The following is a 24,341-nucleotide window of genomic DNA, read 5'->3' as shown; positions in this document are numbered from 1 at the left end:
GGAGTTTCCATATGATCCGTCGCACGCATCCGCGCCCCCCGCTGCGCCCCGCCGCCCTGGGTGGCCTGCTGGCCCTCTCCGCGCTCCCCGCGATCGTCACCGCGCAAACCATGGAAGTCGTCGAAGTCACCGCGCAGCGGCGCAGCGAACCGGTGCAGCGGGTGCCGATGTCGGTCACCGCGCTGGGCGGACGGGAACTGGAGCGCAGCGGTGTACTCAGCAGCTATGAACTGGACCAGCAAGTGCCGGGATTGCAGGCGTCGACGTCGAACGGCGTGCAAATGGTGTTTTCCCTGCGTGGCGTCTCGATGTCGGACTTCAACAGCACCGAGGCCAGCCCGATCGGCGTCTACCTCGATGAAGCGTACCTGGGCGCCATCACCACGCACGGCATGGCGTTCTTCGACCTGGAACGGGTCGAAGTGCTGAAAGGCCCGCAAGGCACGCTGTATGGCAAGAACACCACCGGCGGCGCCATCAACCTGATCACGCGCAGCCCGGCGCTCGACGGCGCGGCATCGGGCGAGGTGCGGGCCGGGGTGGGCGATGATGGCGCGCGGCGTCTGTTCCTGGCCGGCGAAGCCGCGCTCTCGCCCGGTGTGCTGGCCATCCGCGCCGCGTTCGACGCGGAGCGCGACCACGGGTATATCAAGAACCGCCTGGGCCCCGCGATGGCGCAGGCCGACCGCTACGCGGCCCGCGTCACCATGCATGGCCAACTGGCGCCGGCCACCGATGTCCTGTTCAAGCTCACGCACAGCCGCAGTTCGCCGCGCACCAACCCGCCGCGCATGGAAGGCATTTTCGCGGTGCCGGGGCTGGGCAACGTCAACCTGGCCGGCTACACGCGCCCGGCCGACATGGATACCCTGGAAACCGCGATCAACAAGGCCGGCCACGCGCTGGTGGAACTGGACCTGGCCAGTGCGCGCCTGCGCCATCATGCCGGGTCGTATGAGGTGACGTCGGTGACGTCGTGGTACCGCACGCGCTACCGGCTGGAAGCCGATGGCGACGGCAGCCCGCAGGCGCTGATCGAGCCGGACTGGCGCTTCAATGGCCACGCGCTGTCGCAGGACGTGCGCATCGGCTCGAACTGGAACAGCCCGTTCAGCGTGATCGGCGGCGTGTACTGGAACCGCGAACAGCGCGCCATGTTCAATACCTACCGCTTCTTCGACACGCCACTGCCGCTGGTGCAACTGCAAGACCCGGCGCTGGCCGCCATGCTCAATGCCTATGGCCTGGTGGACCACAGCATGACGACGCGGACCACCAGCACGGCGGCCTATGCCCAGGGCCGCTGGCAAGCCAGCGCCCAACTGGGCTTTGACGCCGGGGTGCGTTTCACGGCGGACCGCGGCAAGCTTGAATACATCAATATTTCGCAGCGTTCCACGGCCGGCGTGCCCATCGGAAGCTGGATCCCGGGCAACGCCAGCGGCATCGAAGCGGCCTTCCTGCCGCCCGGCCTCGGCGGACGTTACCTGACCGGGCCCTATACCACCGCGTCCGGCCCGCGCCGCACCGAGCGCGAACATAACTGGTCCGGCAAGCTGGGGACGGACTACCGCTTGACGCCGCACGCCATGGCCTACGCCAGCCTGTCGAACGGTTTCCGCAGCGGCGCCTTCAATCCGGGACTGGTGTATTCGCCCGAGACCGTGATCCAACAGGGATATACGCGGCCGGAAACCATTACCGCGCTGGAAGTGGGACTCAAACAGGAATGGCCACAGCGACGGCTGCGCCTGAACCTGGCGGGTTACGGCTACCGCTACCGCAACCAGCAATTCATCAACGTGGTGGGCGCGTCGACCATGCTGCTCAATGCCGGCGCGGCACGGATACGCGGTATCGAAGCCGACCTGCAGTGGCGCCCCACGGATGCCTGGAAAACCACGGCCGGCATCAACCTGATGCGCACCAGCTATACCGAACTGGTGCTCGGCGCGGACCGCCTCGACGGCAATCAACTGATTTCCGCGCCCAAAGCGCGGATCAACGCCGCCATCGATTACCGTACGCGGCTGGCGCAAGGCGGCGCGCTCGAACTGAGCCTGGCCGGCAGTGCGCAGGGACGGCAATGGTACAGCGCCTACAATGGCCGCCCCGGCTACCAGCGCATTGGCCAGTCCGGCTATGGGGTGCTCAATACGCGCGCCGCCCTGTCCGACAGCAGCGGCCGCTATACGCTGGTGGCGCAGGCCAGCAACCTGCTGGACCGCCGCTACGACAGTTACGCGATCAGCCTGGCCGGGTTCGGCTTCGATTACTTTATCCAGGGTGCGCCACGACGCTTGAGCCTGAGTTTGCAGGCAATGTATTAGCGATATGAATGCCCTGCTTTATGCCAGGAAAGCTCATATATGAGCTTCCCATATATGCATATGCCTATTAAATGGTAACCATATGGCCGTTTCCCAGGCAAAAAACCGTCAAATGCCTTAACATATCGGACATTGTTGTACACACCAGCATTAACACGCTTTAACCCTCCGCACTGTCGCACCAGCCCAGCAGGTTGCCAGGCCCGGATTTTCGGGGATGGACAGTGCTTGTCATTGAGTCAGGAACGAATACATGAGCAATATGAATGAAGAGCGCGTCTTGAGCGTGCACCACTGGACCGATACCCTGTTTTCCTTCACGACGACGCGCGACCCGTCGCTGCGCTTTTCGAACGGCCACTTCACCATGATCGGCCTGCGCATCGATGGCAAGCCACTGCTGCGCGCGTATTCGATCGCCAGCGCCAACTATGAAGACCACCTGGAATTTTTCAGCATCAAAGTGCCGGGCGGTCCGCTGACGTCGCGCCTGCAGCACTTGCAGGTGGGCGATTCCGTGATCGTCGGCCGCAAGCCAACCGGTACCCTGGTGTCGGACTACCTGTTGCCAGGCAAACGCCTGTACATGCTGTCGACCGGCACCGGCCTGGCGCCGTTCCTGTCGATCGTGCGCGATCCGGAAATCTACGAAAAGTTTGACCAGCTGATCCTGGTCCACGGCACCCGCCAGGTCGATGAACTGGCTTACCACGACCTGCTGGTCGAGCACTTGCCGAACCATGAATTCCTGGGGGACCTGGTGTCCTCGAAGCTGCGCTACTACCCGACCGTGACGCGCGAAGAGTTCAAGAACACGGGCCGCATTACCGACTTGATCGAGAGCGGCAAGCTGTTCGCCGACCTGGGCGTGCCGGAATTGAACCCGAACGATGACCGTGTGATGATTTGCGGTAGCGCCGACATGCTGCGCGACCTGAAAGAAATGCTGGAAGCCCGTGGCTTCAACGAAGGCAACACGTCCACCCCGGGCGACTTCGTGATCGAACGCGCGTTCGCCGAGAAATGATGGCAGCGGGCGCCTGACAGCGCCCGATCTGCCGCTGTATGTCAACGCCGGGCCCATGGGCCCGGCGTTTTGCATTCCGGCTAGCACTTTGCAACTTGTCGCCTATTGCCATCAAACCACCGCGGGCGGCAAACTGATGGTCGCGGCGCGCGGCATCCTGTGCTACATTCTATTCAACGGTCCTTCCTGACCAAGCTATTCCAGCGACGCCCCACTCGCGTTGCAATGCCGGCTACGGCATGCCACTGCGGCCCCCATCCCCGGTCCGCGCTGAAGTTCCCCCGAATTCGACAAGTATCGCGCCGCGTATCAGTGCCATTGCAACTGTTGCCGCTATTGCAGCTATTGCAGCTGTTGCCGCCATCACCGGCAGCGCAGCCCATGCGGCCAGGGCCACGCTGCGCGCCGGCCACCGGCAACCGGGCCCATGACGCCACGATACTGTCCTACCGTCTGTCTCCTAGGTCCTGACACAGGGCTTTGCCCGCCGCCCCGGCGGGTTTTTTTTGCCTGCGCGCTATGCATGCGACAGGTGCAGGCGCGACGGACTGGCCTTGGGCATCGCCCTGGCGGGCGCGCCACCGCGCAAGCGGAAACTGCTGACCGCGCGCGCCAGTCCCTGCGCCTGTTCGCGCAAACTTTCCGCCGCGGCGGCGGCCTGCTCCACCAGCGCCGCGTTCTGCTGCGTGATGGCGTCCATTTGCGTGACGGCCCGGTTGACTTCCTGGATCCCGGTACTTTGCTCGGCGCTGGCGTTGGTGATGCCCGCCATGATGGTTTCCAGCTGGCGCACCGCCTGCACGATCTGCGCCATGGTCTTGCCGGCTTCATCGACCATGCGTGCGCCCGCCTCCACCCGGCCACTGGAATCACCGATCAATTCCTTGATTTCCTTGGCGGCCGCCGCCGAGCGCTGCGCCAGCGACCGCACTTCGGACGCCACCACGGCAAAGCCCCGGCCCTGCTCGCCGGCGCGCGCCGCTTCCACCGCCGCGTTGAGTGCGAGGATATTGGTCTGGAACGCGATGCCATCGATGACGCCGGTGATGTTTTCAATCCGGGTCGAACTTTCACGGATCGAGCCCATGGTGCTGATCACCTGGGACACCACATTCCCGCCTTGCGTGGCAATCGACGACGCGCTGGCGGCCAGCCGGTTCGCTTCGGTGGCGTCGGTGGCATTGCGCTGCACCGTGTGTGTCAGCGATTCCATCGAACTGGCGGTCTGTTGCAATGAGCTGGCCTGCGACTCCGTGCGCGCCGACAGGTCGGCATTGCCCTGGGCGATTTCACCGGTCGCCACTTCCATTTCATCGGTGCTGGTGTGGATCTTCCCGATCATGCCGGCCAGGTTGTCGTTGATCGTGGCAATCGCGCGCATCAGGGTGCCCACTTCATCGTCGTACGCGACGCGGATGTCTTCCGTCAGATCGCCCGCGGCGATTTTCGCGGCGGCCGACGTGGCGCTGGCCAGGTTGCGTTCGATATAGCGGTACACCAGCAGCAGGCAGATCACCGTGGCGCCCACCGACAGCGCCAGCAGCCCCACCGCCAGCATGAACGCGGTGCGGGTCGCGCTTTCCGCCGTCGCCACGGCGTCGGCCGTGCGGGTATCGAGCAGCGCGAGAAATTCATTGAGCGGCTGCATGATGCGCGCCTTGTTCTGGTGGTACGTGGCGTCGTGCATGATGCGGCGCGCCATCTCGAGGTCGGGCGTGTCCTTGCGCGTGAAATTGCCCTTGCCATCGTCATACAAGCCTTTGACGGCATTCATGGCAATGACTTCGGTTTTCACCAGGCCGTCGGAATTGGCTTGCGCCTGCTTCAGCCGGGCAAATTCCTGTTCCGTGAAACCGGCGCGCTTCATCAATTCCTGCAGCGCCACCGGCTGGCCGCTGGCCGGGGGCACCGGCATGCCGCCCGCCACGAAATCCCAGTAAATCCGTTCATAGTGCTCCGGCCGGGCTTTCTTGCCGTTGCGGATATCAAGGATGTCCATGTATTGCTTTTCGTAGGCGGCATCGCCCGACACCACGTAGGTGCGGGCCAGCCGCGTCAAATCATCCGAACTCTGGCGCAATTCATCGGCCAGGACATAGGACTGGTAGCGCGCCTGGCTGGCCGCCGTGGCGGCAGCCTGTTTGTCGGAGATCCGCAGCAAGGCCCAGAACGTCAGGGCGGCGAGCAACAGGGTCAGGAGGAATGTGGCGGTAAATGCTTGTTTGATGGACAAATGGCGCATGGCAGCCTCCGTCGCGCAGAATAGGTGGGACCCGTCATGCACAGTAACTCCACTTTTGTTATCGGTCCAGCACGTTACAATTCAAACATGCATACTTGTTGCCTGTTTTAAACATTATACGAAATGGCTATATCAAGTATGTGAAATTGAAATTGGACAAATATGCCGCGATGCAGCATCATTACACCTGTCTCCTCCAACTCTCTCAGAATTGGATTCAGCCCGCTCCGTAGCGGGCTTTTTTTTGCGCCGCACGAACTGCGTTTGAAAGTGGGCTTTTAGGTTTCAATCACAGATTCAGGCTTTGCGCGGATGTGACAATTGTCCCAGATCACCATCAGACGGAGCTCGGCGGGCTCTTTTTCTCAGCATCACCCCGTCTGCCCCAAGTCCCGCGCCAGCAGGGCATCCCAGTGGTCAAGATGGTGCCGGAACCAGCCGGGCAAGGCGCGCAGCGCCTGGTGGCAAACCTCGGTACCCGAGTCGGACGCCATTTCCAGCCGCGCCAGCACATTGCCGTGCTCAGCAATGTGACCGGCGGCGCTGTGGCTGCGCAGCGCCGCCAACACGCGTTCTTCCGCCACGAAATCCTGCCGCAAGTCATCGAGCAGGTCGGCCATCGCCGCCCGCAGCGCCAAGGTAAGTCCCCAGCAGCGGCGCGTCCTGCCCGGCCAGCAAGCCGCGTCCCATCAGGGTGGTGGCCACCGGCACCCGCAGCAGGCGCGCCAGTTGCGCCACCTTGTGCTCGACGCCGCAGCGGCGGATCTCGATCCCCACCAGCAGCAGCGGCCGGACCGCCGCCGCCAGGCGCCGCAACACTTCACGCGCGCAGGCCCGCACCGCGTCGGCATCCCAGGCCGGCGGCGGCAGCGGGACCACCGGCGCGCACGGCGCATCGACCATGTCACGCGGCAGTTCGATATACACGGGCCGCGACTGCGACAGGCAATTGCGCAGCGCGCGCGCGATCAGCGCCGGCGCCTGCTTCGTGTCATCCAGGATCACCTGGTCGCAGGTGATTTCACGGAAGATCGCCAGCTGCGATTGCAGGTTGCGCGACTGGTGGTGCAGCAGCCAGCCGTTGCCGCGTTCCAGCGCGCCGGGCGCACCGGAAATCACCACCAGCGGTACTTTTTCCGCGTAGGCGCCGGCCACCGCATTGACCAGGTTCAGCGCGCCCGCGCCATAGGTGACCACGGCGACCCCGGGACCGCCCTGGTAGCGCGCCGCGCCATCGGCGGCGAACCCCACGCCGGGCTCGTGGCTCAGCGTGTGCAGCGGCAGGATGCCGGATAGTTCGGCTTGGCGGAAAAACGGCAGGACGAAGTCGCCCGGCAAGCCAAACAGCGCTTGCGCGCCATGGGCTTTCAGGGCTTCCAGCAGCGCGATCGACAAGTTATTCATGTGGATTCCTTTTCTGAGATGACGGATTGCGCCAGCGGCTCCGCCACCGCGTGCACGATGGCGGGGACCGTCAGCATTAGCGCGGAGCGGCCTTCCGCAGCCAGTCCGACAGTGCGGTGCGCAGCGTTTGCGGCAGCGGCGACTCCATCGCATCGAGGGTGTTTTTCACCAGCAGGCCCAGTTCGGTATCCCCGGACATGGCCAGGCGGCGGCTGAAGAACAGCGTATCCGGGTCTTCTTCGCGCCGCGCCAGCGCCACGAAGTCGCCCGCGCTGGCGGCGATTTCCAGGTCGGCCCTGGCGCCGCGCGGCAGTGCGCCAAAGCGCGTTCCCTGCCAGGTGAAATCAAACGCCACGCCGGCGTCCGTGACGGCGATGCGCAACGGCCGCCCTTGCAAGCTGTCCCGCACGTCGGCCGGCAAGTGCGGCCGCAGCACCACGTTCAGCGCCGCGCAAAACAGCACGGAACCGGGAAACGGCGGCAGGCGGCCCAGCAACGCGGCCAGTGGCGGCGGCAAGCCCGGGCGCGCCGGAGCGGCCGCGCCGGACCGCGATGGCTGCGCGCTCATGATGCCGCTCCTTCCACCACGGCCGCGCCAGCGCGCCGGGCATTGCCGCCGATGCCGGCGTGGGCCGCAATTGCGCCAGGGATGCCGCCCTCGGGCGGCATCCCCTCCATCCCGGGACGGCCATGCCAATAGCCGTTGCACGCGCCGTCCGGCGCGACCGGTTCAAGGCTGCCGGCCACGGGCACCAAGCCGCGCCGCAACGCGTCAAACGCCGCCAGAATCTCCATGGTGCCGCGCGACTGGGGGCTGATACGCAGCACGTCCACCCCGAGTTCCTGCAACTCCGGGAGGTCGCCGGCCAGGTTATAGACTTTGGCCGACTGGGTCTGGATGCCATTGAGCACCAGGAACGGCTGCTTTTCCCGCGTTTCCAGCAGCAATCCGTCGGGATAGTCGATACAGCTGAAGCGGCAATCGTCTTTCGGCAAATTGCGGTTGCGCGCCGTAAAGCAGCGGGCGGAAAACGCCAGCGGCATGCGGCCATAGGTAAACACTTCGGTTTCCATGCCGGCCGGACGCTTGCGCAGGATCTCCGCCAGGCCCTCGCGGCCCATTTCCAGCGGCATCACCCAGCGCCGCGCGCCCAGGTCATGCATCAGGTGCAAGGTGCACGCGTTATAAATATTCAGGTGGGGACCGGCGATAAAGCCACCGGGCAGCGCATCGTCGCCGGTCAGCAGATGCACCGCCCCCATATCGCCCGCTTCGACCTGGTAATGGCCGTTACGCACAACGCGGCGCAGCGCCGCCGCGTCCGAACCCGATTCCTGCAACACCAGGGTGGACAGCACGACTTTCTTGCCGGCGTCCTGCAGCCGCTCCGCCACGGCCATCCAGTCCGCCAGGCGCAGTTCGTGGCGGCGCGAACACACGGTTTCGCCGAGGTATACGATATCGGCCGCACTGGCTGCGACGCCGGTATAAAACGCCAGCACGGTGTCGCGTGGCCAGTAATACTGCAATGGGCCCAGCGCAAGTTTCAACATGGGATTCCTTTCACTTCCACGCGCGGTGATAGGCGCCCAGCGTGTGCTGCTGGCCTTCCGCGACTTTGTTCATTTCCGCCATCCAGGCCGGGCGCACGCTGTAGCGCGCCGGGTTGGCGCGGCACTGGTCGATCGCTTCGCGCCACACGCGCGTTACTTGCGCCGCATACGCGGGACTGCGCTGGCGGCCTTCGATTTTTACCGCGCGCACACCCATCGCCATCAGGCGCGGCAGCAATTCCAGGGTATTCAGGCTGGCCGGTTCTTCCACCGCATAATAGGTTTCTCCCGCCACATCGAAGCGGCCCTTGCACAGGGTCGGGTAACTGGCGTTCTCGCCATCGGCGTAGCGGTCGATCAGCACGCCGTTCAGGCGCGCTTCCAGCCCTTGCGGGGCAGGCTCCCAGCGCACCGCCTTGGCCGGCGAGCAGACCCCGTGGGTATTGGGCGACTCGCCGGTGGCGTACGACGACAGCGCGCAGCGCCCTTCCGCCATCACGCACAGGCTGCCAAAACCGAACACTTCGATTTCCACCGACGTGTTTTCCAGCACCTGCCCAACCTGGGCCAGTGACAGGACGCGCGGCAGGACGGCGCGCGCCACGTTGAAGTGGCGCTGGTAAAAGTTGATGGCGTCGGCGCTGGTGGCGGACCCCTGCACCGACAAGTGCAGGCGCAAGTCCGGATAGCGTTCGGACGCGTAGCGCATCAGGCCCGGGTCGGCCAGGATCACGGCGTCGATGCCGGCCTGCGCGGCGCGGCCCACGGCGTTGCGCCACAATTGCACGGCGCCCGGTTGCGGGTAGGTGTTCAGCGCCAGCAAGACTTTGCGGCCGCGCCGGTGGGCGTATGCAATGCCTTGCGCAATGGCGGCATCGTCGAAATTGAGGCCGGCGAAATTGCGCGCATTGGTAGCGTCGCGAAAGCCGAGATAGACGCAATCGGCGCCGTTGTCAACGGCGGCCCTCAGCGCCGGCAGGCTGCCCGCGGGGCACACCAGTTCGATCGGCGGGGCGGTTTCAGGTACGGCTGTCTGGGTCATGGTAGTGAGTGAAAAAAAGCCGGCCGCGGACGGCCGGCAAACATGCAGGGTGGGGAATCCGCCAGGCACGACGCACTGTACCGCGCCCCTATCGCGGCTTTCCTTGACTTTGATCAAGGAAGCAAGACTTGACTGAATGTGACAATGGATTCAGATCAATACCGAAGAGAGCGCATGATGAACACCACCACCCTCCCCTCCGCCACCAGCGAAATCGACGTCACCGGCATGGAGCCGCCGGAACCCATGCTGGCCATCCTCGAAGCACTGGAGGTGCTGCCGGAGCATGGCGCCCTGCTGGTGAAACTCGACCGCGAGCCGCATCCGCTGTTCCGGGTGCTCGATCAAAACGATTACCGCCGCCACGGCGGCTGGCAGGAAGACCGCAGCTACCGCTTGCTGATCTGGCGCGACCCCGCCTGAGCCACGCAACCCGTTCCCGTTCGGATCTGCCATGCAGCGCGCCCTGACCTTTTCCCACAATCCTCCGCTGTCGGTGCCGCTGCGCTTCCTGCTGTGCGCGCCGCTGTTCGCCCTGCTGGCGGGCGGCGTGCTGCTGTGGTCCGGGCCGGCCGCCTTTGCCAGCCGCTGGACTTCACCCATGCTGGCCGCCACGCACTTGCTGACCCTGGGCAGCCTGTGTATGGCCATGCTGGGCTCCCTGCTGCAAATGCTGCCGTCGGTGGCCGGTGTCGCGATCCCGCAGCACCGCTGCGGCGCCGCCGCCCATGCGCTCCTGTGCGCCGGCACGCTGGCCCTGGCAGGCGGCTTCCTGTTTGAACTGCCAATGCTGTTCATCGGCGCGCCGGCAATGCTGGCGCCCGCGCTGCTGGGATTGACCGGCCTGTGCGCGGCCGGCTTGTGGCAGCGCCACGCCGATGGCGCGGCATCGATGGTGGCGGCGATCCGCACCGCGCTGGCCGCGCTGGTGGTCACCGTGGTGCTGGGCGTGCTGCTGGCCAGCCAGTTTGCCTGGCCCTCGTCGCTGCCGCTGCCGCTGCTCCACGTGACTGACATCCATGCGGCTTGGGGCTTGCTGGGCTGGACCGGCTTGCTGGTGGCCGGCGTGGCTTACCAGGTGGTGCCGATGTTCCAGGTGACGGCGCTGTATCCCGGCTGGATGACGCGCGGTTTCACCAGCACGATGTTCATCTTGCTGGCGGTCGTCTCGGTCGCGAGCGGCCTGGCGGAACACGCCGCGCAAACCTTTACACGGGCCGGGGTGGTGCTGGGCGCGGCGGGCTTCGCGGTGTTCGGCGCCGTCACCGGCGCGCTGCTGCTGGGCCGCAAGCGTCCCAAGCCGGACGTCACCAGCCTGTTCTGGTACACGGCGATCGGAAGCCTGGTGGCGGCCTGCACGCTGGGCGCAGTGGGCGCGATGAGCGTGGCGCCGCTGGTGCCGGGCGTGCTGCTGGTGGTCGGATTCGCGTTTTCCGCCATCAACGGCATGTTGTACAAGATCGTGCCGTTCCTGGTCTGGTACCACTTGCAGGAGTCGGTCCAAGGCGGCAGCCGCAGTGTGCCCGATGTGAAAACCATGATTCCTGATCCCTGGACCCGGCGCCAATTCGGCGTGCACGCCGCGGCGCTGGCGCTGTTGCTTGGCGCGTGCGTACGGCCGGACTGGCTGGCGCGTCCGGCGGCGGCGGCATTTTGCCTGTCGTGTTGTTTATTGTGCGCCAACCTGGCGTGCGCGCTGCGCGTCTATGCGCGGCTGCGCCGCAACGGGACCGGCGCGCCCCTGCCGCGCCCTGCCTGACACTTTGCTTGGAGAACGATGATGAGTACCCCGATCCTTCCCGCCTATCGCGGCCCTTCCATGAGCGTCACCGTCACCACCGATGGCCACCGGGTACACCGGCTGGCGGACGACCGGCCCTACCACGGGCGGGTGCACACTTGCGTGATCCGGCGCGACCCGATGGTGGCGGCGCTGTTCGGCGCGCCAGGCAAACCGCCACGCCGCAACAAGCGCGCCGCCTGACCTGGCCCCCCGGTCGCGTCCACCATCAGCGCCCGAACAGCTTGCCCATGCGCGCCACGGCCTGCTCGATACGGTCATAAGCGGTGGCATAGGAAAAGCGCACGTGCCGATGTGGCGCGGCGACACCGAAATCGTCGCCCGGCACAAAGGCCACCCCCGCTTCGCGCAGCACCGCCATGACAAACGCGGTACTGTCGCCGGCGCTCTGGTGCGGCACGGCGCTGCAATCGGCATAGACATAAAACGCGCCGTCCGGCATCACCGGCACACTGAAACCCAGCTCGCGCAAGGCCGGCACGAAGAAATCGCGGCGGCGCTGGAATTCAAGGCGGCGCTGTTCGTACACTGCGATCGATTCCGGGTGGAAGCACGCCAGCGCCGCGTGCTGCGCCACCGTTGACGGGCAAATAAACAGGTTTTGCGCCAGTTTTTCAATCACGCCCACCAGCGCGTCGGGCACCACCAGCCAGCCCAGGCGCCAGCCCGTCATATTGAAATACTTGGAAAAACTGTTGACGGTGATGACATCGTCATCGAGGCCCAGCGCGCTGTGCGGTGGCTGGCCATAGGACAGGCCCTGGTAAATCTCATCGACGATGGCAAAGCCGTGGCGCGCCTTGACCGCCGCCAGCAACGCCGTCATTTGTTCGACCGTCAGCGAAGTGCCGGTCGGATTCGACGGCGACGCCACAATGACGCCACGGGTAGCGGCGCCCCAGTGTTGCGCCACGTGCTCCGCCGTCAACTGGTAGCGCTGTTCCGGGCCGGAGGGCAGCAAAACCGCCTTGCCGCCAAACGCCGAAACGAAATGGCGGTTGCAGGGATAGCTGGGGTCCGGCATCAGTACTTCATCGCCTTCGCACACCAGCGCGGCGCACGCCAGCAGCAACCCGGCCGACGCGCCGGCCGTGACGATGATGCGGCGCGCGGGAATGTCCAGCCCGAACGCGGCGCGATAATGTTCGGCGATCGCTTCGCGCAGCGCGGGCAAGCCGAGTGCATCGGTATATTGCGTGGCGCCGCCACGGATGGCGCGCACGGCGGCTTCGGCCACCAGTTCGGGCGCCGTGAAATCCGGTTCGCCCACGCTCATGCTGATCACATCGACACCGGACTTCGCCACGTCGCTGGCCGCCTTCATGATTTCCATGACACGGAACGGTTCGATCGCCTGCACACGGGCGGCGGCTTGCAGGGCGCGGGAAGCTTCAGGCTGGGTCGGATTCATACGGTGCTTTCAGGCGGAACGGCGGGGCTCCGATTATAGCGGAACGCTGTTCTGCGAAAACCCCGCAGCGCGGTATAGGACGGCGCCACGCCGCCGTATACCGCACCGCCGCTTACAGTCCCCGCGTCTCGGCCAACGGACCGGCGGCCACCGCATTGCACTGGCAATTATCGCCACAGCCGCAGTTCGGGCCGCAACTGCATTGCGCCGCCGCTGCCTGTGGCGCGCAACCGCAGCCGCACCCCGCACCGGCGCACGCGCGGCAGGCGCAGGCGGTGGCGGCCGACTGGCGGGAAGTATAACGATTGGTAAAGTTCATGCTGATCTCCTTGAAGTGGCGCTGGCCAGGTGTGCCAGCAAGATCAGGTTAATCATTCCCATCATGGGAAGGTCAAGCGTCTTTTTCAGCTATTTTTGGCGCCAGCGCGTCGGTCATGAAGTCCACGAACGTGCGCACCCGCGCCGACAGCTGGTGCCGTTGCGGATAGACAGCGTAAATGTCGGCATCCGTTGTCCGATAAGCAGGCAGCACCTGCACCAGCCGCCCGCTCTGCAGGTAGCGTGCGATATCCCACTCCGCCCGCATCAGGATGCCATGGCCGTCCAGTGCCCAGTTGACGGCAATTTCGCCATCATTGGTAGTGAGGTTGCCCCGCACCTTGACGGCGTCGGCCTGCTTGTCGGTGTCGCGCCCGGACACCAGCCGCCAAAGGCCATACGCTTCATCGCCCTGGCGGATGCTGATGCAATTGTGCTTACGCAAATCATCCGGCGCTTTCGGTTCGCCGTGCGCCGCCAGGTATTTCGGCGCGGCGCACAGCAAGCGCCGGTTCGGCGCCAGGCGCCGCGCCAGCACCCGGGTATCGGCCGGCGCGCCGAAGCGGATGCACACGTCGAACTGGTCATCGGTCAGCGCAGGCGGGTCCACCGACAGTTGCAATTGCACATCGACTTCCGGATAGCGCAGCACATAGCGGGAAATCGCCGGCGCCACATGCAGCCGCCCGAATCCCAGGGTGGCATTGACGCGCAACTGGCCTTTCGGCACACCTTTCGACGCGGTCAGCAACTGGTCCAGTTCGGCCATCTCATCGAGGATGCGGCGCGCATGCCGCACCAGCACGTCGCCTTCCGGCGTCAGTCCCATGCGCCGCGTGGTGCGGTTCACCAGAGGCACACCGATGCGCGCCTCGATCAGGGCCAGCCGCTTGCTGACGGCAGAGGTGGTAATGCCCAGTTCCCGCGCCGTACCGCTCAGGCTACCGCAAGTGGACAAGGTGACAAAAAAGGCCAGTTCGGCCGGCTGGAACGCGCTGCTCATGGTTGATTGTGGAGGTACGGGTTAACAATGGATTGAGTTTATCGGCCATTTTCAATGCCGTCCACCCTTTACAGTGCCCTCGTCAGCCCCCGATTCCCCCCAACCACCAAGGAGACGCACCATGAAGACTTACCACATCGCAACCATTCCAGGCGACGGCATCGGCAAGGAAGTGGTTCCCGCCGGCCGCGCCGTGCTCGAAGCGCTGGCCGCCGGCGGCGGGGAATTCCGCTTTGCTTTCGAAGACTTCGACTGGGGCGGCGATTACTACCGCCGGCACGGCGTCATGATGCCGGCCGACGGCCTCGATGCGCTGCGCGGCAAGGACGCCATCCTGTTCGGATCCGCCGGCGATCCGGACATCCCCGACCACATCACCCTGTGGGGCTTGCGCCTGAAAATCTGCCAGGGCTTCGACCAGTACGCCAACGTGCGTCCAACCCGCATCCTGCCCGGCATCGACGGGCCGCTGAAACGTTGCGGACAGGACGACTTGAACTGGGTGATCGTACGGGAAAACTCGGAAGGCGAATACTCGGGCGTGGGCGGCCGGGTGCACCAGGGGCATCCGATCGAAGCGGCCACCGACGTGTCGATGATGACCCGCACCGGCGTCGAACGCATCCTGCGCTTTGCCTTCGTGCTGGCGCAATCGCGTCCCCGCAAGCAGCTGACTGTCATCACCAAGAGCAACGCGCAGCGCCACGCGATGGTGATGTGGGACGAAATCGCGCTGGAAGTCTCGCGTGACTTCCCGGACGTGCAATGGGACAAGGAACTGGTCGATGCCGCGACAGCGCGCATGGTCAACCGCCCGGCCACGCTCGATACCATCGTCGCCACCAACCTGCACGCCGACATCCTGTCCGACCTGGCCGCCGCACTGGCGGGCAGCCTGGGCATCGCCCCGACCGGCAACATCGATCCTGAACGGCGCTATCCATCGATGTTCGAGCCGATCCACGGCTCAGCGTTCGACATCATGGGCAAAGGCCTGGCCAATCCGGTCGGCACCTTCTGGTCGGTCGTGATGCTGCTCGATCATCTGGGCGAACACGCCGCCGCGCAGCGCGTCATGCAGGCCATTGAAGCGGTGACCGCCAATCCGTCGCTGCACACCCGTGATCTGGGCGGGACCGCCACCACGGCCGACGTCACCGGCGCCGTGTGCGCATGGCTGGCGCAAGGCACGCGGCGCCAAGCCGCATAAAGACGCGGTATCCCGGCGCCCCGACCCGCCAAAGAGCGAGGCGGGGCGCCCTCATGGTTATGTATCACAACAAGGAGACTATCATGTCCAGGAAATTTTTCGGAAAACTGTACGTGCAAGTGCTGATTGGCGTACTGGCGGGCGGCCTGCTTGGCCTGCTCCATCCCACACTCGGCGCGGACCTGAAACCGCTCGGCGACGCCTTCATCCGCCTGATTAAAATGGTATTCGCCCCCGTCATCTTTGCCATGGTGGTGCTCGGCATCGCCAAAATGGAAAGCATGAAGGAACTGGGCCGCGTCGGTGTGCGCGCCCTGATTTATTTCGAAGTCATGTCGACCTTTGCCCTGTTGCTGGGACTGGTGGTGGTGAACTTCGCGCAACCCGGCGCCGGCATGAATATCGACCCGAAGACCCTGGACACCAGCGCAATCGGCAACTACACGGCGGCGGCGGCCAAGGGCGGCACCTTTGTTGACTTCCTGATGCACATGATTCCCACCAGCGTGGTGGAATCGCTGGCAAAGAACGATATCCTGCAAATCCTGGTGTTTGCCACCATGTTTGGCGTGGCGCTGTCGCACATGGGCCAGCGCGCCAGACCGGTGGTGGATGTCCTGGAAGCGTTCAGCAACGGCATGTTCCTGATGGTGGGCATGATCATGCGGGTCGCGCCCATCGCCGCCTTCGGTGCGATCGCGTTCACGGTGGGGAAATACGGCCTGGCGTCCCTGATGTCGCTGGGACAATTGATGGCGTGCATGTACATCACGTGCATCGTGTTCGTGGTGGTGGTGCTGGGCCTGGTGGCGCGCGTGTGCGGCTTTTCCCTGTTCAAATTCCTGCGCTACATCCGTGAAGAAATCTTTACCGTGCTCGGCACCAGCTCGTCCGAATCGGTGGTGCCGCAACTGATGCGCAAGCTCGAACACGTGGGCATTTCCAAGCCCGTCGTGGGACTGGTGATTCCGTCCGGCGTCACCTTCAATCCGGACGGCCAATGCATTTACTACACCATGGCCGCCATCTTCATTGCGCAGGCCACCAATACGCCATTGACCCTGACCGACCAGCTGGTGGTGCTCGGGGTGCTGATGGTCACCTCGAAAGGGTCGGCCGGCGTCACCGGCTCCGGCTTCATCACGCTGGCCGCCACCCTGGCGTCGATGGGCAAGATCCCCGTGGCCGGCATGGTGCTGTTGCTGGGCGTGGACCGCTTCATGTCCGAAGCGCGCGCCATCACCAACACCATCGGCAATGCAGTGGCGACCATGGCGATCGCGCGCTGGGTTGGCGCGATCGACCAGGAGCGCATGCACCGGGTGCTCGACGGCGGTTCGTCCGCCGCGGAATTGCAGGCGCTGTATGCCAGCGGTGACGGCGGCACCGGCGCGGCGCCGGTCACGCTGCATAAAGCCACCGCCTGAACCATGGAGCGCAACATGACTTCCCCCATCGAACCCCGCGCCCTGCTGCGCCGCATGTTTGACGCCGCCGTGGCGGCCGCCCAGCCGGCGCTGTGCGTGCCGCCGGCGCTGCCGCCACGGCCCAAAGGCCGCCTGCTGGTGATTGGCGCCGGCAAGGCCTCGGCGGAAATGGCGCTGGCCGTGGAACAGCACTGGCGCGGCCCGCTGCAAGGGCTGGTGGTGACACGCTATGGATATGGCGCGCCATGCACGGAAATCGAGATCGTCGAAGCCGCGCATCCGGTGCCGGATATGGCGGGCCTGCAAGCGGCGCGGCGCGTGCTGGAGCTGGTGCGCGGCCTGACGGCCGACGACACGGTGCTGTGCCTGGTTTCCGGCGGCGGTTCGGCGCTGTTGCCGCTGCCCTTGCCCGGCATCAGCCTGGAAGACAAGCAGCAAATCAACCGCGCCTTGCTGGCGTCCGGCGCGACGATCTCGGAAATGAATTGCGTACGGCGCCACCTGTCGGCCATCAAGGGCGGACGGCTGGCGGCGGCGTGCCATCCGGCCCGTGTCATCACTTTGCTGATTTCCGATGTGCCGGGCGACGATCCGCGCGATATCGCCTCCGGCCCGACGGTGGCCGATGAATCGACCTGCGCCGACGCGCTGGCCATCTTGCGGCGCTATGGCATTGCCGCGCCGCCCGCGGTGCTCGAGACGTTGACAAGCGGCACCGGTGAAACCGTCAAACCTGGCGATCCACGCCTGGCCCGGGCCGAGGTACGGATGATCGCCACACCGCAAATGGCGCTGGAAGCGGCAGCCCGGGTGGCTGCCGATGCCGGCGTGGCGCCCCGCATCCTGGGCGACAGCCTGGAAGGCGAGGCGCGCGACGTCGGCAAGGTGCTGGCAGGCATCGCGCTGCACACGGCGCGGCAAGGGCAGCCGTTTGCCGCACCGTGCGTGCTGCTGTCCGGCGGGGAAACCACGGTCACGGTACGGGGCAAGGGCCGTGGCGGCCGCAATGTGGAATTCCTGCTGTCATGCGCGCTGGCGTTGCAGGGTGCGGCGGGGATATACGGATTGGCGGGCGACACCGATGGCGTCGACGGCCAGGAAGACATCGCGGGCGCCGTCATCACGCCCGATACGCTGCGGCGCGCCTGGACGGCAGGCCTGCGGCCCGGCGATGCGCTCGATTTCAACGATGCGCACAGCTTTTTCCAGCACCTGGGCGACAGCGTGGTGACGGGCCCCACGCGCACCAACGTCAATGACTTCCGGGCGTTGCTGGTGTTGCCGCCCGGATGAGGCCAAAGGCGGTTTGCGCGCGGGCAGCCTTATTTTTGCCGCCGGAACGGGAACAGCAACTGGTTGACAAAGCCATCGGGCATGTAGTCGCCCTGCACGCCATATTTTTCCGGGAAGCCCGTTTGCCCCTTGATGGCGGTGCCGAACAGGTGATCGAGGAAGGCGTAATGGGCGGCGTAATTGCGGTCGATCGCGATGTCGTCCGACGAATGGTGCCAGTGATGGAAGTCGGGCGTGACGATCACGTATTTCAGCGGGCCCCATGGCAGGTGCACATTGGCGTGATTGAACACGGCCTGGAAGCCGACCACGATGATGTACACATCCATCACTTCCTTTTCAAAGCCCAGCACATACAGGGCGCCCAGCACGCCAACACGGGTGCACAGCAATTCCAGGATATGCTGGCGCGAACCAGCCAGCCAGTCCATGGTCTTGGCGGAATGGTGCACGGCGTGGAAGCGCCACAGGAACGGGATTTCGTGATAGCTGCGGTGGGTCCAGTACTGCACCAGGTCCGCCACCAGGATGCACAGCAGCAGTTGCGGGATAAACGGCAGCGTTTGCACGACCGTCTGCACCGAGTCGTTGACCATCCAGCCAAACAGGCGGTGGATCGCGAAGTTCACCGTCAGCAGCGCCAGGCCGACAATAAAATGGTTGACCGCGAAATGCACCATGTCGGTCTGCCATTCCCGGCGGAACAGCAACTGGCCTTTATAGAGCGGGAAGACTTTTTCAATCGCCGCGAAGATCACGGTGGACCCCAGCAAGTCGAGGATGAACCAGTCCAGGCCGATGTAAGGCGTGTGGTCGGGGAAGTCGCTGACGGGGACATGCGAGCCGCCTGCCGCCACGGCGGCAATCACCATCACGCCGGCGATGCCGTTCAATGCGCGCTCGCGCTTGAACAGCACGTTGAGCAGGCTGATGGAACCGGCAAGCACCAGCGCCGCGAACATGATATGGCGGATCAGGTCCGGGTCGTATTCCCGCCGCAATTCCGGCGTGGTCAGATATTGCGGGAAGTGGAACGCCGCCACGCCCAGCAAACTTAAAAACGCCAGCGACAACGCCAGCACGCCGCTGGCCAGTCCGCTGCCCGGTGTCAGCGGGCCGCTTTGTCCCAGCAAATCCCTGGTCTCGTTGACCGCCCCGCTCACCTGTTTGACGGCCGTCCTGGCCGGCTCGGTGATTCGTTTATCGACCATGATGCCCCCACCCTGCAAAGTTGCCTTTAAAACACGATCATAACCGGATTCAGCGGCTAATCAAAGCGGGCAAAGCTGCGCATTTCCTCTTCGCTGAAGCCCGCCCGCAGCCGCGCGTCCAGGTTGAATGGTCCCTTGACGGGCACCCGGTACTGCACCAGCAAGGCGCTGTACGTCGGCACCGGATCGACCCCGCGCAGGCGGCACAGGTGGCCATACCAGCGGTTGCCGATTTCCACGTGGCCCACTTCATCGCGCAAGATGATGTCGAGGATGGCGGCGGCCTGGTGGTCGCCGGCCTGCGCCAGCTTGGCGCGCAACGGCGGAATCGCATCGAGTCCGCGCGCCTCCAGCGTGCGCGGCACCAGCGCCATGCGCGCCAGGGCGTCGCCGCAGGTGCGTTCCACCATTTCCCACAGGCTGTCGTGCGCCGTGAAGTCGCCGTACTGGAAACCCAGTGTGCCCAGGTGCGCCGACAGCAACGAATAGTGATAGGCCTCTTCGCGCGCCACGCGCAGCCAGTCGTGGTAATACGGGTCCGGCATGCCGGGAAAGCGCCACAGCGCGTCGAGCGCCAGGTTGACGGCGTTGAATTCAATATGGGCCAGCGCGTGCACCAGCATCGCGCGCCCTTCGACGGTGGCCATCGAACGGCGTCCGACCTGCCGTGGCGGCACCAGTTCCGGCCGGTGCGGGCGGCCCGGCACCGGGCCTTCGTTCCGCAGCGCGGCGCTGCTGTCGAGCGCGCAGGCGTTGGCCTGCACCGCGTCGTTCATGGCGGCGATCGCCGCCACTTTGGCGGCGGGGTCCGCGATCAACAGGCATTCCAGCGCCAGGGCGCGCAATTCCGGCATCATACTTCCTTGCAGCAAAAAGCTGCGAGTGTACCAAATCCACGCGGCCGGCTACACGCCCTGCATTTGCGCTGCTTTATTTGCCGGTGAAAACCGCCGGACGTTTTTCCATGAACGCGGCGATTCCCTCCTTGCGGTCTTCGCTGGCGGCGAGCAGCGAGAACGATTTGCGCTCGAACTGCAGCCCCGCCTCCAGGTGCATGTCAAATGACCGCAACACCGCTTCCTTGGCCAGCGCCACCGCCAGCGGCGATTTTTGCGCAATGCGCTGCGCCTGCGCCATGGCGGTCGCCAGCACCTCGCCATCCGGCACCACATCGCTGACCAGGCCCGCCGCCAGCGCCCGCTCGGCGGAAATCATTTCACCGCCCAGTACCATTTTCATGGCCAGCGGCTTGCCGACCGCGCGTACCAGGCGCTGCGTGCCGCCCGCGCCCGGAATCACGCCAAGGTTGATTTCCGGCTGGCCTATGCGGGCCGACTCGCCCGCCACCACGATATCGGCATGCATCAGCAATTCGCAGCCGGCGCCCAGCGCATAGCCATTCACGGCGGCGACCAGCGGCTTGGAAAAACCGGCAATGGCGCGCCAGTACTGGGGCCGCACATCGCGGGCGGCGGAAATCGCGTCAAGCGCCGCCATTTCATGGATATCCGCGCCGGCGGCGAAAATCTCGCCGCCGCCCGTGATGACCACGGCACGCACGTCCGCATCGTCACTGGCCGCCGCCAGCGCCACCACTACTTCGCGCAGGGTCGCGTTGCGCAGCGCGTTTTTCGACTGCGGGCGGTTCAGCCGGATCACTTGCACACCGGAGGCGGCGGGTTCCACCACGATATCCTGATATTCGTTCATTATGTCGTTTCCGTTCGTCTTAGTCGTGTTGTCCGGGTTGCCCGGATTTTTCTTGATACAGATTTCAATACACTCCATGCATTTGTGAATCATATGTGATTTCCAGCCAAAGGGGAACCGCCATGACCACCACCTGTGCGCAAGCACTCGATCCCCACGTCCATGCGGCGTGGGCGCGGCTGAACAAGACACTGTCGCCGGAATCCGTACGGCTGGCCTGGCTGGACTGGGCCCGGCACCTGGCGCTGTCCCCGGGCAAGCAGCAAGACCTGGCCTGGCTGGCGTGGAATGAAACCTTCGAATTGATGGCCGCCATGTGGAAGCCCACCGACGCCGACGCCACCCCGGGACGTGACCGCCGCTTTGCCGCGCCGGAATGGCAAAACTGGCCCTTCCACGTCTGGCGCAAAGCCTTCCTGCTGCGCCAGCACTGGTGGGAACAGGCGGTGCGGGGCGTCTGGGGCGTCAGCCAGCACCATGAAGATGTGCTGTCGTTCCTGGCGCGCCAGTGGCAGGATGTGACGTCGCCCGGCAACCTGTGGCTGACCAACCCGACGGTGCTGCAGCGCACGGCGGGGGAATACGGCGCGAATTTTGCGCGGGGCGCGCAAGCGCTGGCGGCCGATGCGCTGCGCAAGGTGGACAACAGCCCGCAACCCGGCCTGGAGAACTATGTGCCCGGTGTGCAAGTCGCCGTTACGCCCGGCAAGGTGGTGCTGCGCAATGCCTTGATCGAATTGATTCAATACCGCCCCGCCACCGGGCAAGTGCGCCCGGAGCCGATCCTGATGGTGCCGGCGTGGATCATGAAGTACTACATCCTCGACCTGTCCCCCCATAACTCCCTGATCGGCCACCTGGTGGCGCAGGGCCATACCGTGTTTTGCATTTCATGGAAAAACCCCGATGCCGCCGACCGGGGCCTGGGCATGGACGACTACCTGAAACTGGGCATGTTCGATGCGCTCGATGCGGTGGGCCGGATCGTGCCGGGCGCGCCGGTCCACGTGGCCGGCTACTGCCTGGGCGGAACCCTGGCCGCGATCGGCGCGGCGGCGCTGGCGCGCAATGGCGACCAACGGCTACGCTCATTGACCTTGTTTGCCGCGCAAACGGATTTCAGCGAACCGGGCGAACTGGGGCTGTTTATCGATGAGAGCCAGGTCAGCCTGATCGAAGCGCAACTGGCTGAAACCGGCTACCTGAAAGCCGAACAAATGGCGGGCGCCTTCCAGATGCTGCGCTCCTACGATTTGCTGTGGTCGCGCATGATCAACCAGTACCTGCTGGGCGAAACCACCGCCGTCAACGACTTGATGGCATGGAACCTGGACACCACGCGCATGCCGGCGCGCATGCACAGCCAGTACTTGCGCTGGCTGTTCCTCGAAGACCGCCTCAGCGAAGGGCGCTATCCGGTCGACGGCCGCCCCGTCTCGCTCAACGATATCGCCCAGCCCCTGTTTTGCGTCGGCACGGAAACCGACCATGTGTCACCCTGGCGTTCCGTCTATAAGCTGCATAACCTGACCAGCGCCGAACTCACCTTCGTGCTGACTTCCGGCGGCCACAACGCGGGCATCATCAGCGAACCCGGCCACCCGCTGCGCCATTACCGGCTCGGCACGCGCCAGCGCGGCATGCCCTATACCGCCCCCGACACCTGGCACGACGCCGTGCCCGAACAGCAAGGCTCATGGTGGCCGGCGTGGCTGGCGTGGCTGCAGTCGCATTCCGGCGCGCCCGTGGCGCCGCCCGCCATGGGATGCGAAGCGTACCCGGCGCAAGACGATGCGCCTGGCCAGTATGTGCTGGTGAAATAGGAGGAGCGCCATGGCGACGCACATTGTGGTGGCGGGACGGGTGCAGGGCGTGGGTTACCGCTACGCGTTTGCGGACCGGGCCGCGCAACTGGGGCTCGCCGGCTGGGTGCGCAACCGGCGCGATGGCACGGTGGAAGCGTGTGTGCAGGGCGCCGCCCCCGCCATCGACCAGATCGTCGCGTGGGCGCGCAAGGGGCCGCCGGCGGCGCGGGTCGATGAGGTGCAGGTGACGCAGGCCGGGGCGGAATTGCCCGCCACCGGCTTTCAGATCGCGCCGACCGCCTGAGAATTACAGGCGCTCGAAGATCACCGCGATACCCTGGCCGCCACCGATGCACATGGTCGCCAGGCCGAAGCGCTTCTGGGTGCGCTGCAATTCATACAGGCACTTGACGGTGATGATGGCGCCGGACGCGCCCAGCGGGTGGCCCAGCGCAATCGCGCCGCCGTTCGGGTTGGTGCGGGCCGGATCGAGGTCCAGGCCACGGCACACGCCCAGCGACTGGGCGGCAAAGGCCTCGTTCGATTCAATCACGTCGATATCGTTCAGGGTCAGGCCGGCGCGCTGCAGCGCCAGTTTGACGGCCGGGATCGGGCCGGTGCCCATCAGCGATGGATCCACGCCGGCCACCGCATACGACACGATACGGGCCAACGGCGCCAGGCCGGCACGCGATGCGGCGGCCGCGTCCATCAGCACGCAGGCGGCGGCCCCGTCGTTCAGGCCGGAAGCGTTACCGGCCGTCACGGTGCCGTTTTCCTTCTTGAACGCCGGTTTCAATGCGCCCAGCGATTCCGCCGTGACGCCCTGTTTCGGATGTTCGTCGGTATCGAACAGCGTCACGCCCTTGCGGCCCTTGATTTCCACCGGCACGATCTGCGATTGGAAGTAGCCGGCGTCGATGGCCGCCAGCGCCTTGCGCTGGCTGTCCGCCGCGAACGCGTCCTGCTCTTCGCGGGAAATCTGGTACAGGTCGGCCACGTTTTCCGCCGTGATGCCCATGTGGCCCGCGCCAAACGGGTCTTGCAGCGCGCCCAGCATCATGTCGAGCATCTTGGTGTCGCCCATGCGCGCACCCCAGCGCGCCGCCTGCACCACGTACGGGGCGCGGCTCATTGTTTCCACGCCGCCGCCGACCGCGATTTCCGCGTCGCCCAGTTGAATCGCGTTGGCGGCGGTGACGATGGCTTGCAGACCGGAGCCGCACAGGCGGTTCAGGGTCAGCGCCGCCGATTCCTTGACCATGCCGGCATTGATGCCGGCCACGCGCGACACGTACATGTCGCGTGGTTCGCAATGAATCACATTGCCCAGCACGATTTGCTGTGCGGACGCCGGATCCACCTTGGCGCGCGCAAACGCTTCCTTGACAGCGATGGCGGCCAGGTCGGCAGCGGAAAAATCTTTCAGCGCGCCGCCGAAGGTACCGATCGCGGTACGGGTGGCGCCGACAATTACTACGTCTTTGGAGAGGGTCATGATGGGTTCCTGGTAAGGTGTGTTCAAGTGAGAATTCGTCGCAATGCGGTTTAGT

General features: G+C 65.2%; 23 protein-coding genes. 10 read left to right on the top strand and 13 right to left on the bottom strand.

What is annotated here, in order from left to right; all coding sequences use genetic code 11:
* Positions 1-11 precede the first annotated feature (11 nt).
* Together AC1RRC_RS02920 and AC1RRC_RS02915 are read left to right on the top strand one after the other, a co-directional pair.
* Positions 12-2,330, top strand: a complete 2,319-nt coding sequence (locus AC1RRC_RS02920) for a TonB-dependent receptor (protein ID WP_493053748.1) — start codon at positions 12-14, stop codon at positions 2,328-2,330.
* Between the two features lie 253 nt (positions 2,331-2,583).
* On the top strand, positions 2,584-3,357 hold the full coding sequence (locus AC1RRC_RS02915) for a ferredoxin--NADP reductase (RefSeq protein ID WP_493053747.1): 774 nt from the start codon (positions 2,584-2,586) through the stop codon (positions 3,355-3,357).
* A gap of 517 nt (positions 3,358-3,874) precedes the next feature.
* On the opposite strand, the gene AC1RRC_RS02910 is transcribed toward AC1RRC_RS02915, so the two are convergent.
* The 6 genes from AC1RRC_RS02910 to ubiU all read right to left on the bottom strand — a co-directional run bounded on the left by AC1RRC_RS02910 (position 3,875) and on the right by ubiU (position 9,599).
* A complete protein-coding gene (locus tag AC1RRC_RS02910; protein WP_493053746.1) occupies positions 3,875-5,599 on the bottom strand; it encodes a methyl-accepting chemotaxis protein in 1,725 nt (574 codons plus the stop codon).
* A 371-nt stretch (positions 5,600-5,970) separates the two neighbouring features.
* Positions 5,971-6,237, bottom strand: a complete 267-nt coding sequence (locus AC1RRC_RS02905; RefSeq protein ID WP_493053745.1) for a hypothetical protein — start codon at positions 6,235-6,237, stop codon at positions 5,971-5,973.
* On the bottom strand, positions 6,200-7,003 hold the full coding sequence (locus AC1RRC_RS02900) for a thiamine pyrophosphate-binding protein (protein ID WP_493053744.1): 804 nt from the start codon (positions 7,001-7,003) through the stop codon (positions 6,200-6,202). Before AC1RRC_RS02900 ends, AC1RRC_RS02905 begins: the two co-directional genes overlap by 38 nt.
* A gap of 76 nt (positions 7,004-7,079) precedes the next feature.
* On the bottom strand, positions 7,080-7,571 hold the full coding sequence (gene ubiT / locus AC1RRC_RS02895; protein ID WP_493053743.1) for a ubiquinone anaerobic biosynthesis accessory factor UbiT: 492 nt from the start codon (positions 7,569-7,571) through the stop codon (positions 7,080-7,082).
* Positions 7,568-8,557, bottom strand: coding sequence for a U32 family peptidase (locus AC1RRC_RS02890; protein ID WP_493053742.1), 990 nt, complete (start codon positions 8,555-8,557; stop codon positions 7,568-7,570). Before AC1RRC_RS02890 ends, ubiT begins: the two co-directional genes overlap by 4 nt.
* A gap of 10 nt (positions 8,558-8,567) precedes the next feature.
* Complete coding sequence (gene ubiU / locus AC1RRC_RS02885) at positions 8,568-9,599, bottom strand: ubiquinone anaerobic biosynthesis protein UbiU (protein ID WP_493053741.1); 1,032 nt, start codon at positions 9,597-9,599, stop codon at positions 8,568-8,570.
* A gap of 174 nt (positions 9,600-9,773) precedes the next feature.
* On the opposite strand from ubiU, the gene AC1RRC_RS02880 reads away from it, so the two are divergent.
* From AC1RRC_RS02880 to AC1RRC_RS02870, 3 genes are read left to right on the top strand one after another with little or no spacing between them, the layout of a single operon-like run.
* Positions 9,774-10,022: a DUF2249 domain-containing protein gene (locus AC1RRC_RS02880; protein WP_493053740.1), complete on the top strand. Its 249-nt coding sequence runs from the start codon at positions 9,774-9,776 to the stop codon at positions 10,020-10,022.
* A gap of 31 nt (positions 10,023-10,053) precedes the next feature.
* Entirely contained in the window at positions 10,054-11,358 is a 1,305-nt protein-coding gene (locus AC1RRC_RS02875) for a permease (protein WP_493053739.1), read from the top strand.
* A gap of 18 nt (positions 11,359-11,376) precedes the next feature.
* The gene (locus AC1RRC_RS02870; RefSeq protein ID WP_493053738.1) at positions 11,377-11,583 is read left to right on the top strand and encodes a hypothetical protein; all 207 of its coding nucleotides are present in this window, start codon (positions 11,377-11,379) and stop codon (positions 11,581-11,583) included.
* Positions 11,584-11,608: 25 nt separating this feature from the next.
* Here the strand turns inward: AC1RRC_RS02870 and AC1RRC_RS02865 are convergent, their stop codons facing one another.
* From AC1RRC_RS02865 to AC1RRC_RS02855, 3 genes are all read right to left on the bottom strand, one after another.
* Positions 11,609-12,811, bottom strand: coding sequence for a pyridoxal phosphate-dependent aminotransferase (locus AC1RRC_RS02865; protein WP_493053737.1), 1,203 nt, complete (start codon positions 12,809-12,811; stop codon positions 11,609-11,611).
* Between the two features lie 112 nt (positions 12,812-12,923).
* Positions 12,924-13,130 carry a hypothetical protein gene (locus tag AC1RRC_RS02860; protein WP_493053736.1) on the bottom strand — a complete coding sequence of 69 codons (207 nt, stop codon included), beginning with the start codon at positions 13,128-13,130 and terminating at the stop codon, positions 12,924-12,926.
* 72 nt (positions 13,131-13,202) lie between these two features.
* Positions 13,203-14,132 carry a LysR family transcriptional regulator gene (locus tag AC1RRC_RS02855; protein WP_493053735.1) on the bottom strand — a complete coding sequence of 310 codons (930 nt, stop codon included), beginning with the start codon at positions 14,130-14,132 and terminating at the stop codon, positions 13,203-13,205.
* Between the two features lie 121 nt (positions 14,133-14,253).
* Between AC1RRC_RS02855 and AC1RRC_RS02850 the strand changes: the two genes are divergently transcribed.
* From AC1RRC_RS02850 to AC1RRC_RS02840, 3 genes are all read left to right on the top strand, one after another.
* On the top strand, positions 14,254-15,342 hold the full coding sequence (locus tag AC1RRC_RS02850; protein ID WP_493053734.1) for a tartrate dehydrogenase: 1,089 nt from the start codon (positions 14,254-14,256) through the stop codon (positions 15,340-15,342).
* Between the two features lie 83 nt (positions 15,343-15,425).
* Positions 15,426-16,769, top strand: coding sequence for a C4-dicarboxylate transporter DctA (dctA, locus tag AC1RRC_RS02845; RefSeq protein ID WP_493053733.1), 1,344 nt, complete (start codon positions 15,426-15,428; stop codon positions 16,767-16,769).
* A 15-nt stretch (positions 16,770-16,784) separates the two neighbouring features.
* On the top strand, positions 16,785-18,062 hold the full coding sequence (locus AC1RRC_RS02840; protein ID WP_493053732.1) for a glycerate kinase type-2 family protein: 1,278 nt from the start codon (positions 16,785-16,787) through the stop codon (positions 18,060-18,062).
* A gap of 29 nt (positions 18,063-18,091) precedes the next feature.
* On the opposite strand, the gene AC1RRC_RS02835 is transcribed toward AC1RRC_RS02840, so the two are convergent.
* The 3 genes from AC1RRC_RS02835 to AC1RRC_RS02825 form a co-directional block, all read right to left on the bottom strand.
* Entirely contained in the window at positions 18,092-19,273 is a 1,182-nt protein-coding gene (locus AC1RRC_RS02835; RefSeq protein WP_493053731.1) for a sterol desaturase family protein, read from the bottom strand.
* A 56-nt stretch (positions 19,274-19,329) separates the two neighbouring features.
* Positions 19,330-20,130, bottom strand: coding sequence for a ferritin-like domain-containing protein (locus AC1RRC_RS02830; RefSeq protein ID WP_493053730.1), 801 nt, complete (start codon positions 20,128-20,130; stop codon positions 19,330-19,332).
* Positions 20,131-20,203: 73 nt separating this feature from the next.
* On the bottom strand, positions 20,204-20,983 hold the full coding sequence (locus AC1RRC_RS02825; RefSeq protein WP_493053729.1) for an enoyl-CoA hydratase-related protein: 780 nt from the start codon (positions 20,981-20,983) through the stop codon (positions 20,204-20,206).
* Positions 20,984-21,105: 122 nt separating this feature from the next.
* Here AC1RRC_RS02825 and AC1RRC_RS02820 point away from each other — a divergent pair, with 122 nt between their 5' ends.
* Both AC1RRC_RS02820 and AC1RRC_RS02815 read left to right on the top strand, forming a co-directional pair.
* Positions 21,106-22,806, top strand: coding sequence for a PHA/PHB synthase family protein (locus AC1RRC_RS02820; protein ID WP_493053728.1), 1,701 nt, complete (start codon positions 21,106-21,108; stop codon positions 22,804-22,806).
* Positions 22,807-22,816: 10 nt separating this feature from the next.
* Complete coding sequence (locus AC1RRC_RS02815) at positions 22,817-23,092, top strand: acylphosphatase (RefSeq protein ID WP_493053727.1); 276 nt, start codon at positions 22,817-22,819, stop codon at positions 23,090-23,092.
* 3 nt (positions 23,093-23,095) lie between these two features.
* On the opposite strand, the gene AC1RRC_RS02810 is transcribed toward AC1RRC_RS02815, so the two are convergent.
* A complete protein-coding gene (locus tag AC1RRC_RS02810) occupies positions 23,096-24,286 on the bottom strand; it encodes an acetyl-CoA C-acyltransferase family protein (RefSeq protein ID WP_493053726.1) in 1,191 nt (396 codons plus the stop codon).
* Between the last annotated feature and the right edge of the window lie 55 nt (positions 24,287-24,341).

The sequence above is a fragment of the Pseudoduganella sp. GW821-FHT12E03 genome, assembly GCF_058807115.1.
This window is presented reverse-complemented; position numbering and strand designations above follow the sequence as displayed.

Excerpts from the sequence above, each read along its gene's own strand:
- AC1RRC_RS02840 (WP_493053732.1), top strand. The coding sequence starts at position 16,785 with ATGACTTCCCCCATCGAACCCCGCGCCCTGCTGCGCCGCATGTTTGAC.
- AC1RRC_RS02870 (WP_493053738.1), top strand. The coding sequence starts at position 11,377 with ATGATGAGTACCCCGATCCTTCCCGCCTATCGCGGCCCTTCCATGAGC.
- AC1RRC_RS02860 (WP_493053736.1), bottom strand. The coding sequence starts at position 13,130 with ATGAACTTTACCAATCGTTATACTTCCCGCCAGTCGGCCGCCACCGCC.
- ubiT (WP_493053743.1), bottom strand. The coding sequence starts at position 7,571 with ATGAGCGCGCAGCCATCGCGGTCCGGCGCGGCCGCTCCGGCGCGCCCG.
- dctA (WP_493053733.1), top strand. The coding sequence starts at position 15,426 with ATGTCCAGGAAATTTTTCGGAAAACTGTACGTGCAAGTGCTGATTGGC.
- AC1RRC_RS02865 (WP_493053737.1), bottom strand. The coding sequence starts at position 12,811 with ATGAATCCGACCCAGCCTGAAGCTTCCCGCGCCCTGCAAGCCGCCGCC.
- AC1RRC_RS02820 (WP_493053728.1), top strand. The coding sequence starts at position 21,106 with ATGACCACCACCTGTGCGCAAGCACTCGATCCCCACGTCCATGCGGCG.
- AC1RRC_RS02880 (WP_493053740.1), top strand. The coding sequence starts at position 9,774 with ATGATGAACACCACCACCCTCCCCTCCGCCACCAGCGAAATCGACGTC.
- AC1RRC_RS02830 (WP_493053730.1), bottom strand. The coding sequence starts at position 20,130 with ATGATGCCGGAATTGCGCGCCCTGGCGCTGGAATGCCTGTTGATCGCG.
- AC1RRC_RS02875 (WP_493053739.1), top strand. The coding sequence starts at position 10,054 with ATGCAGCGCGCCCTGACCTTTTCCCACAATCCTCCGCTGTCGGTGCCG.
- AC1RRC_RS02810 (WP_493053726.1), bottom strand. The coding sequence starts at position 24,286 with ATGACCCTCTCCAAAGACGTAGTAATTGTCGGCGCCACCCGTACCGCG.
- AC1RRC_RS02900 (WP_493053744.1), bottom strand. The coding sequence starts at position 7,003 with ATGAATAACTTGTCGATCGCGCTGCTGGAAGCCCTGAAAGCCCATGGC.
- AC1RRC_RS02890 (WP_493053742.1), bottom strand. The coding sequence starts at position 8,557 with ATGTTGAAACTTGCGCTGGGCCCATTGCAGTATTACTGGCCACGCGAC.
- AC1RRC_RS02850 (WP_493053734.1), top strand. The coding sequence starts at position 14,254 with ATGAAGACTTACCACATCGCAACCATTCCAGGCGACGGCATCGGCAAG.
- ubiU (WP_493053741.1), bottom strand. The coding sequence starts at position 9,599 with ATGACCCAGACAGCCGTACCTGAAACCGCCCCGCCGATCGAACTGGTG.
- AC1RRC_RS02855 (WP_493053735.1), bottom strand. The coding sequence starts at position 14,132 with ATGAGCAGCGCGTTCCAGCCGGCCGAACTGGCCTTTTTTGTCACCTTG.
- AC1RRC_RS02835 (WP_493053731.1), bottom strand. The coding sequence starts at position 19,273 with ATGGTCGATAAACGAATCACCGAGCCGGCCAGGACGGCCGTCAAACAG.
- AC1RRC_RS02825 (WP_493053729.1), bottom strand. The coding sequence starts at position 20,983 with ATGAACGAATATCAGGATATCGTGGTGGAACCCGCCGCCTCCGGTGTG.
- AC1RRC_RS02815 (WP_493053727.1), top strand. The coding sequence starts at position 22,817 with ATGGCGACGCACATTGTGGTGGCGGGACGGGTGCAGGGCGTGGGTTAC.
- AC1RRC_RS02910 (WP_493053746.1), bottom strand. The coding sequence starts at position 5,599 with ATGCGCCATTTGTCCATCAAACAAGCATTTACCGCCACATTCCTCCTG.
- AC1RRC_RS02915 (WP_493053747.1), top strand. The coding sequence starts at position 2,584 with ATGAGCAATATGAATGAAGAGCGCGTCTTGAGCGTGCACCACTGGACC.
- AC1RRC_RS02920 (WP_493053748.1), top strand. The coding sequence starts at position 12 with ATGATCCGTCGCACGCATCCGCGCCCCCCGCTGCGCCCCGCCGCCCTG.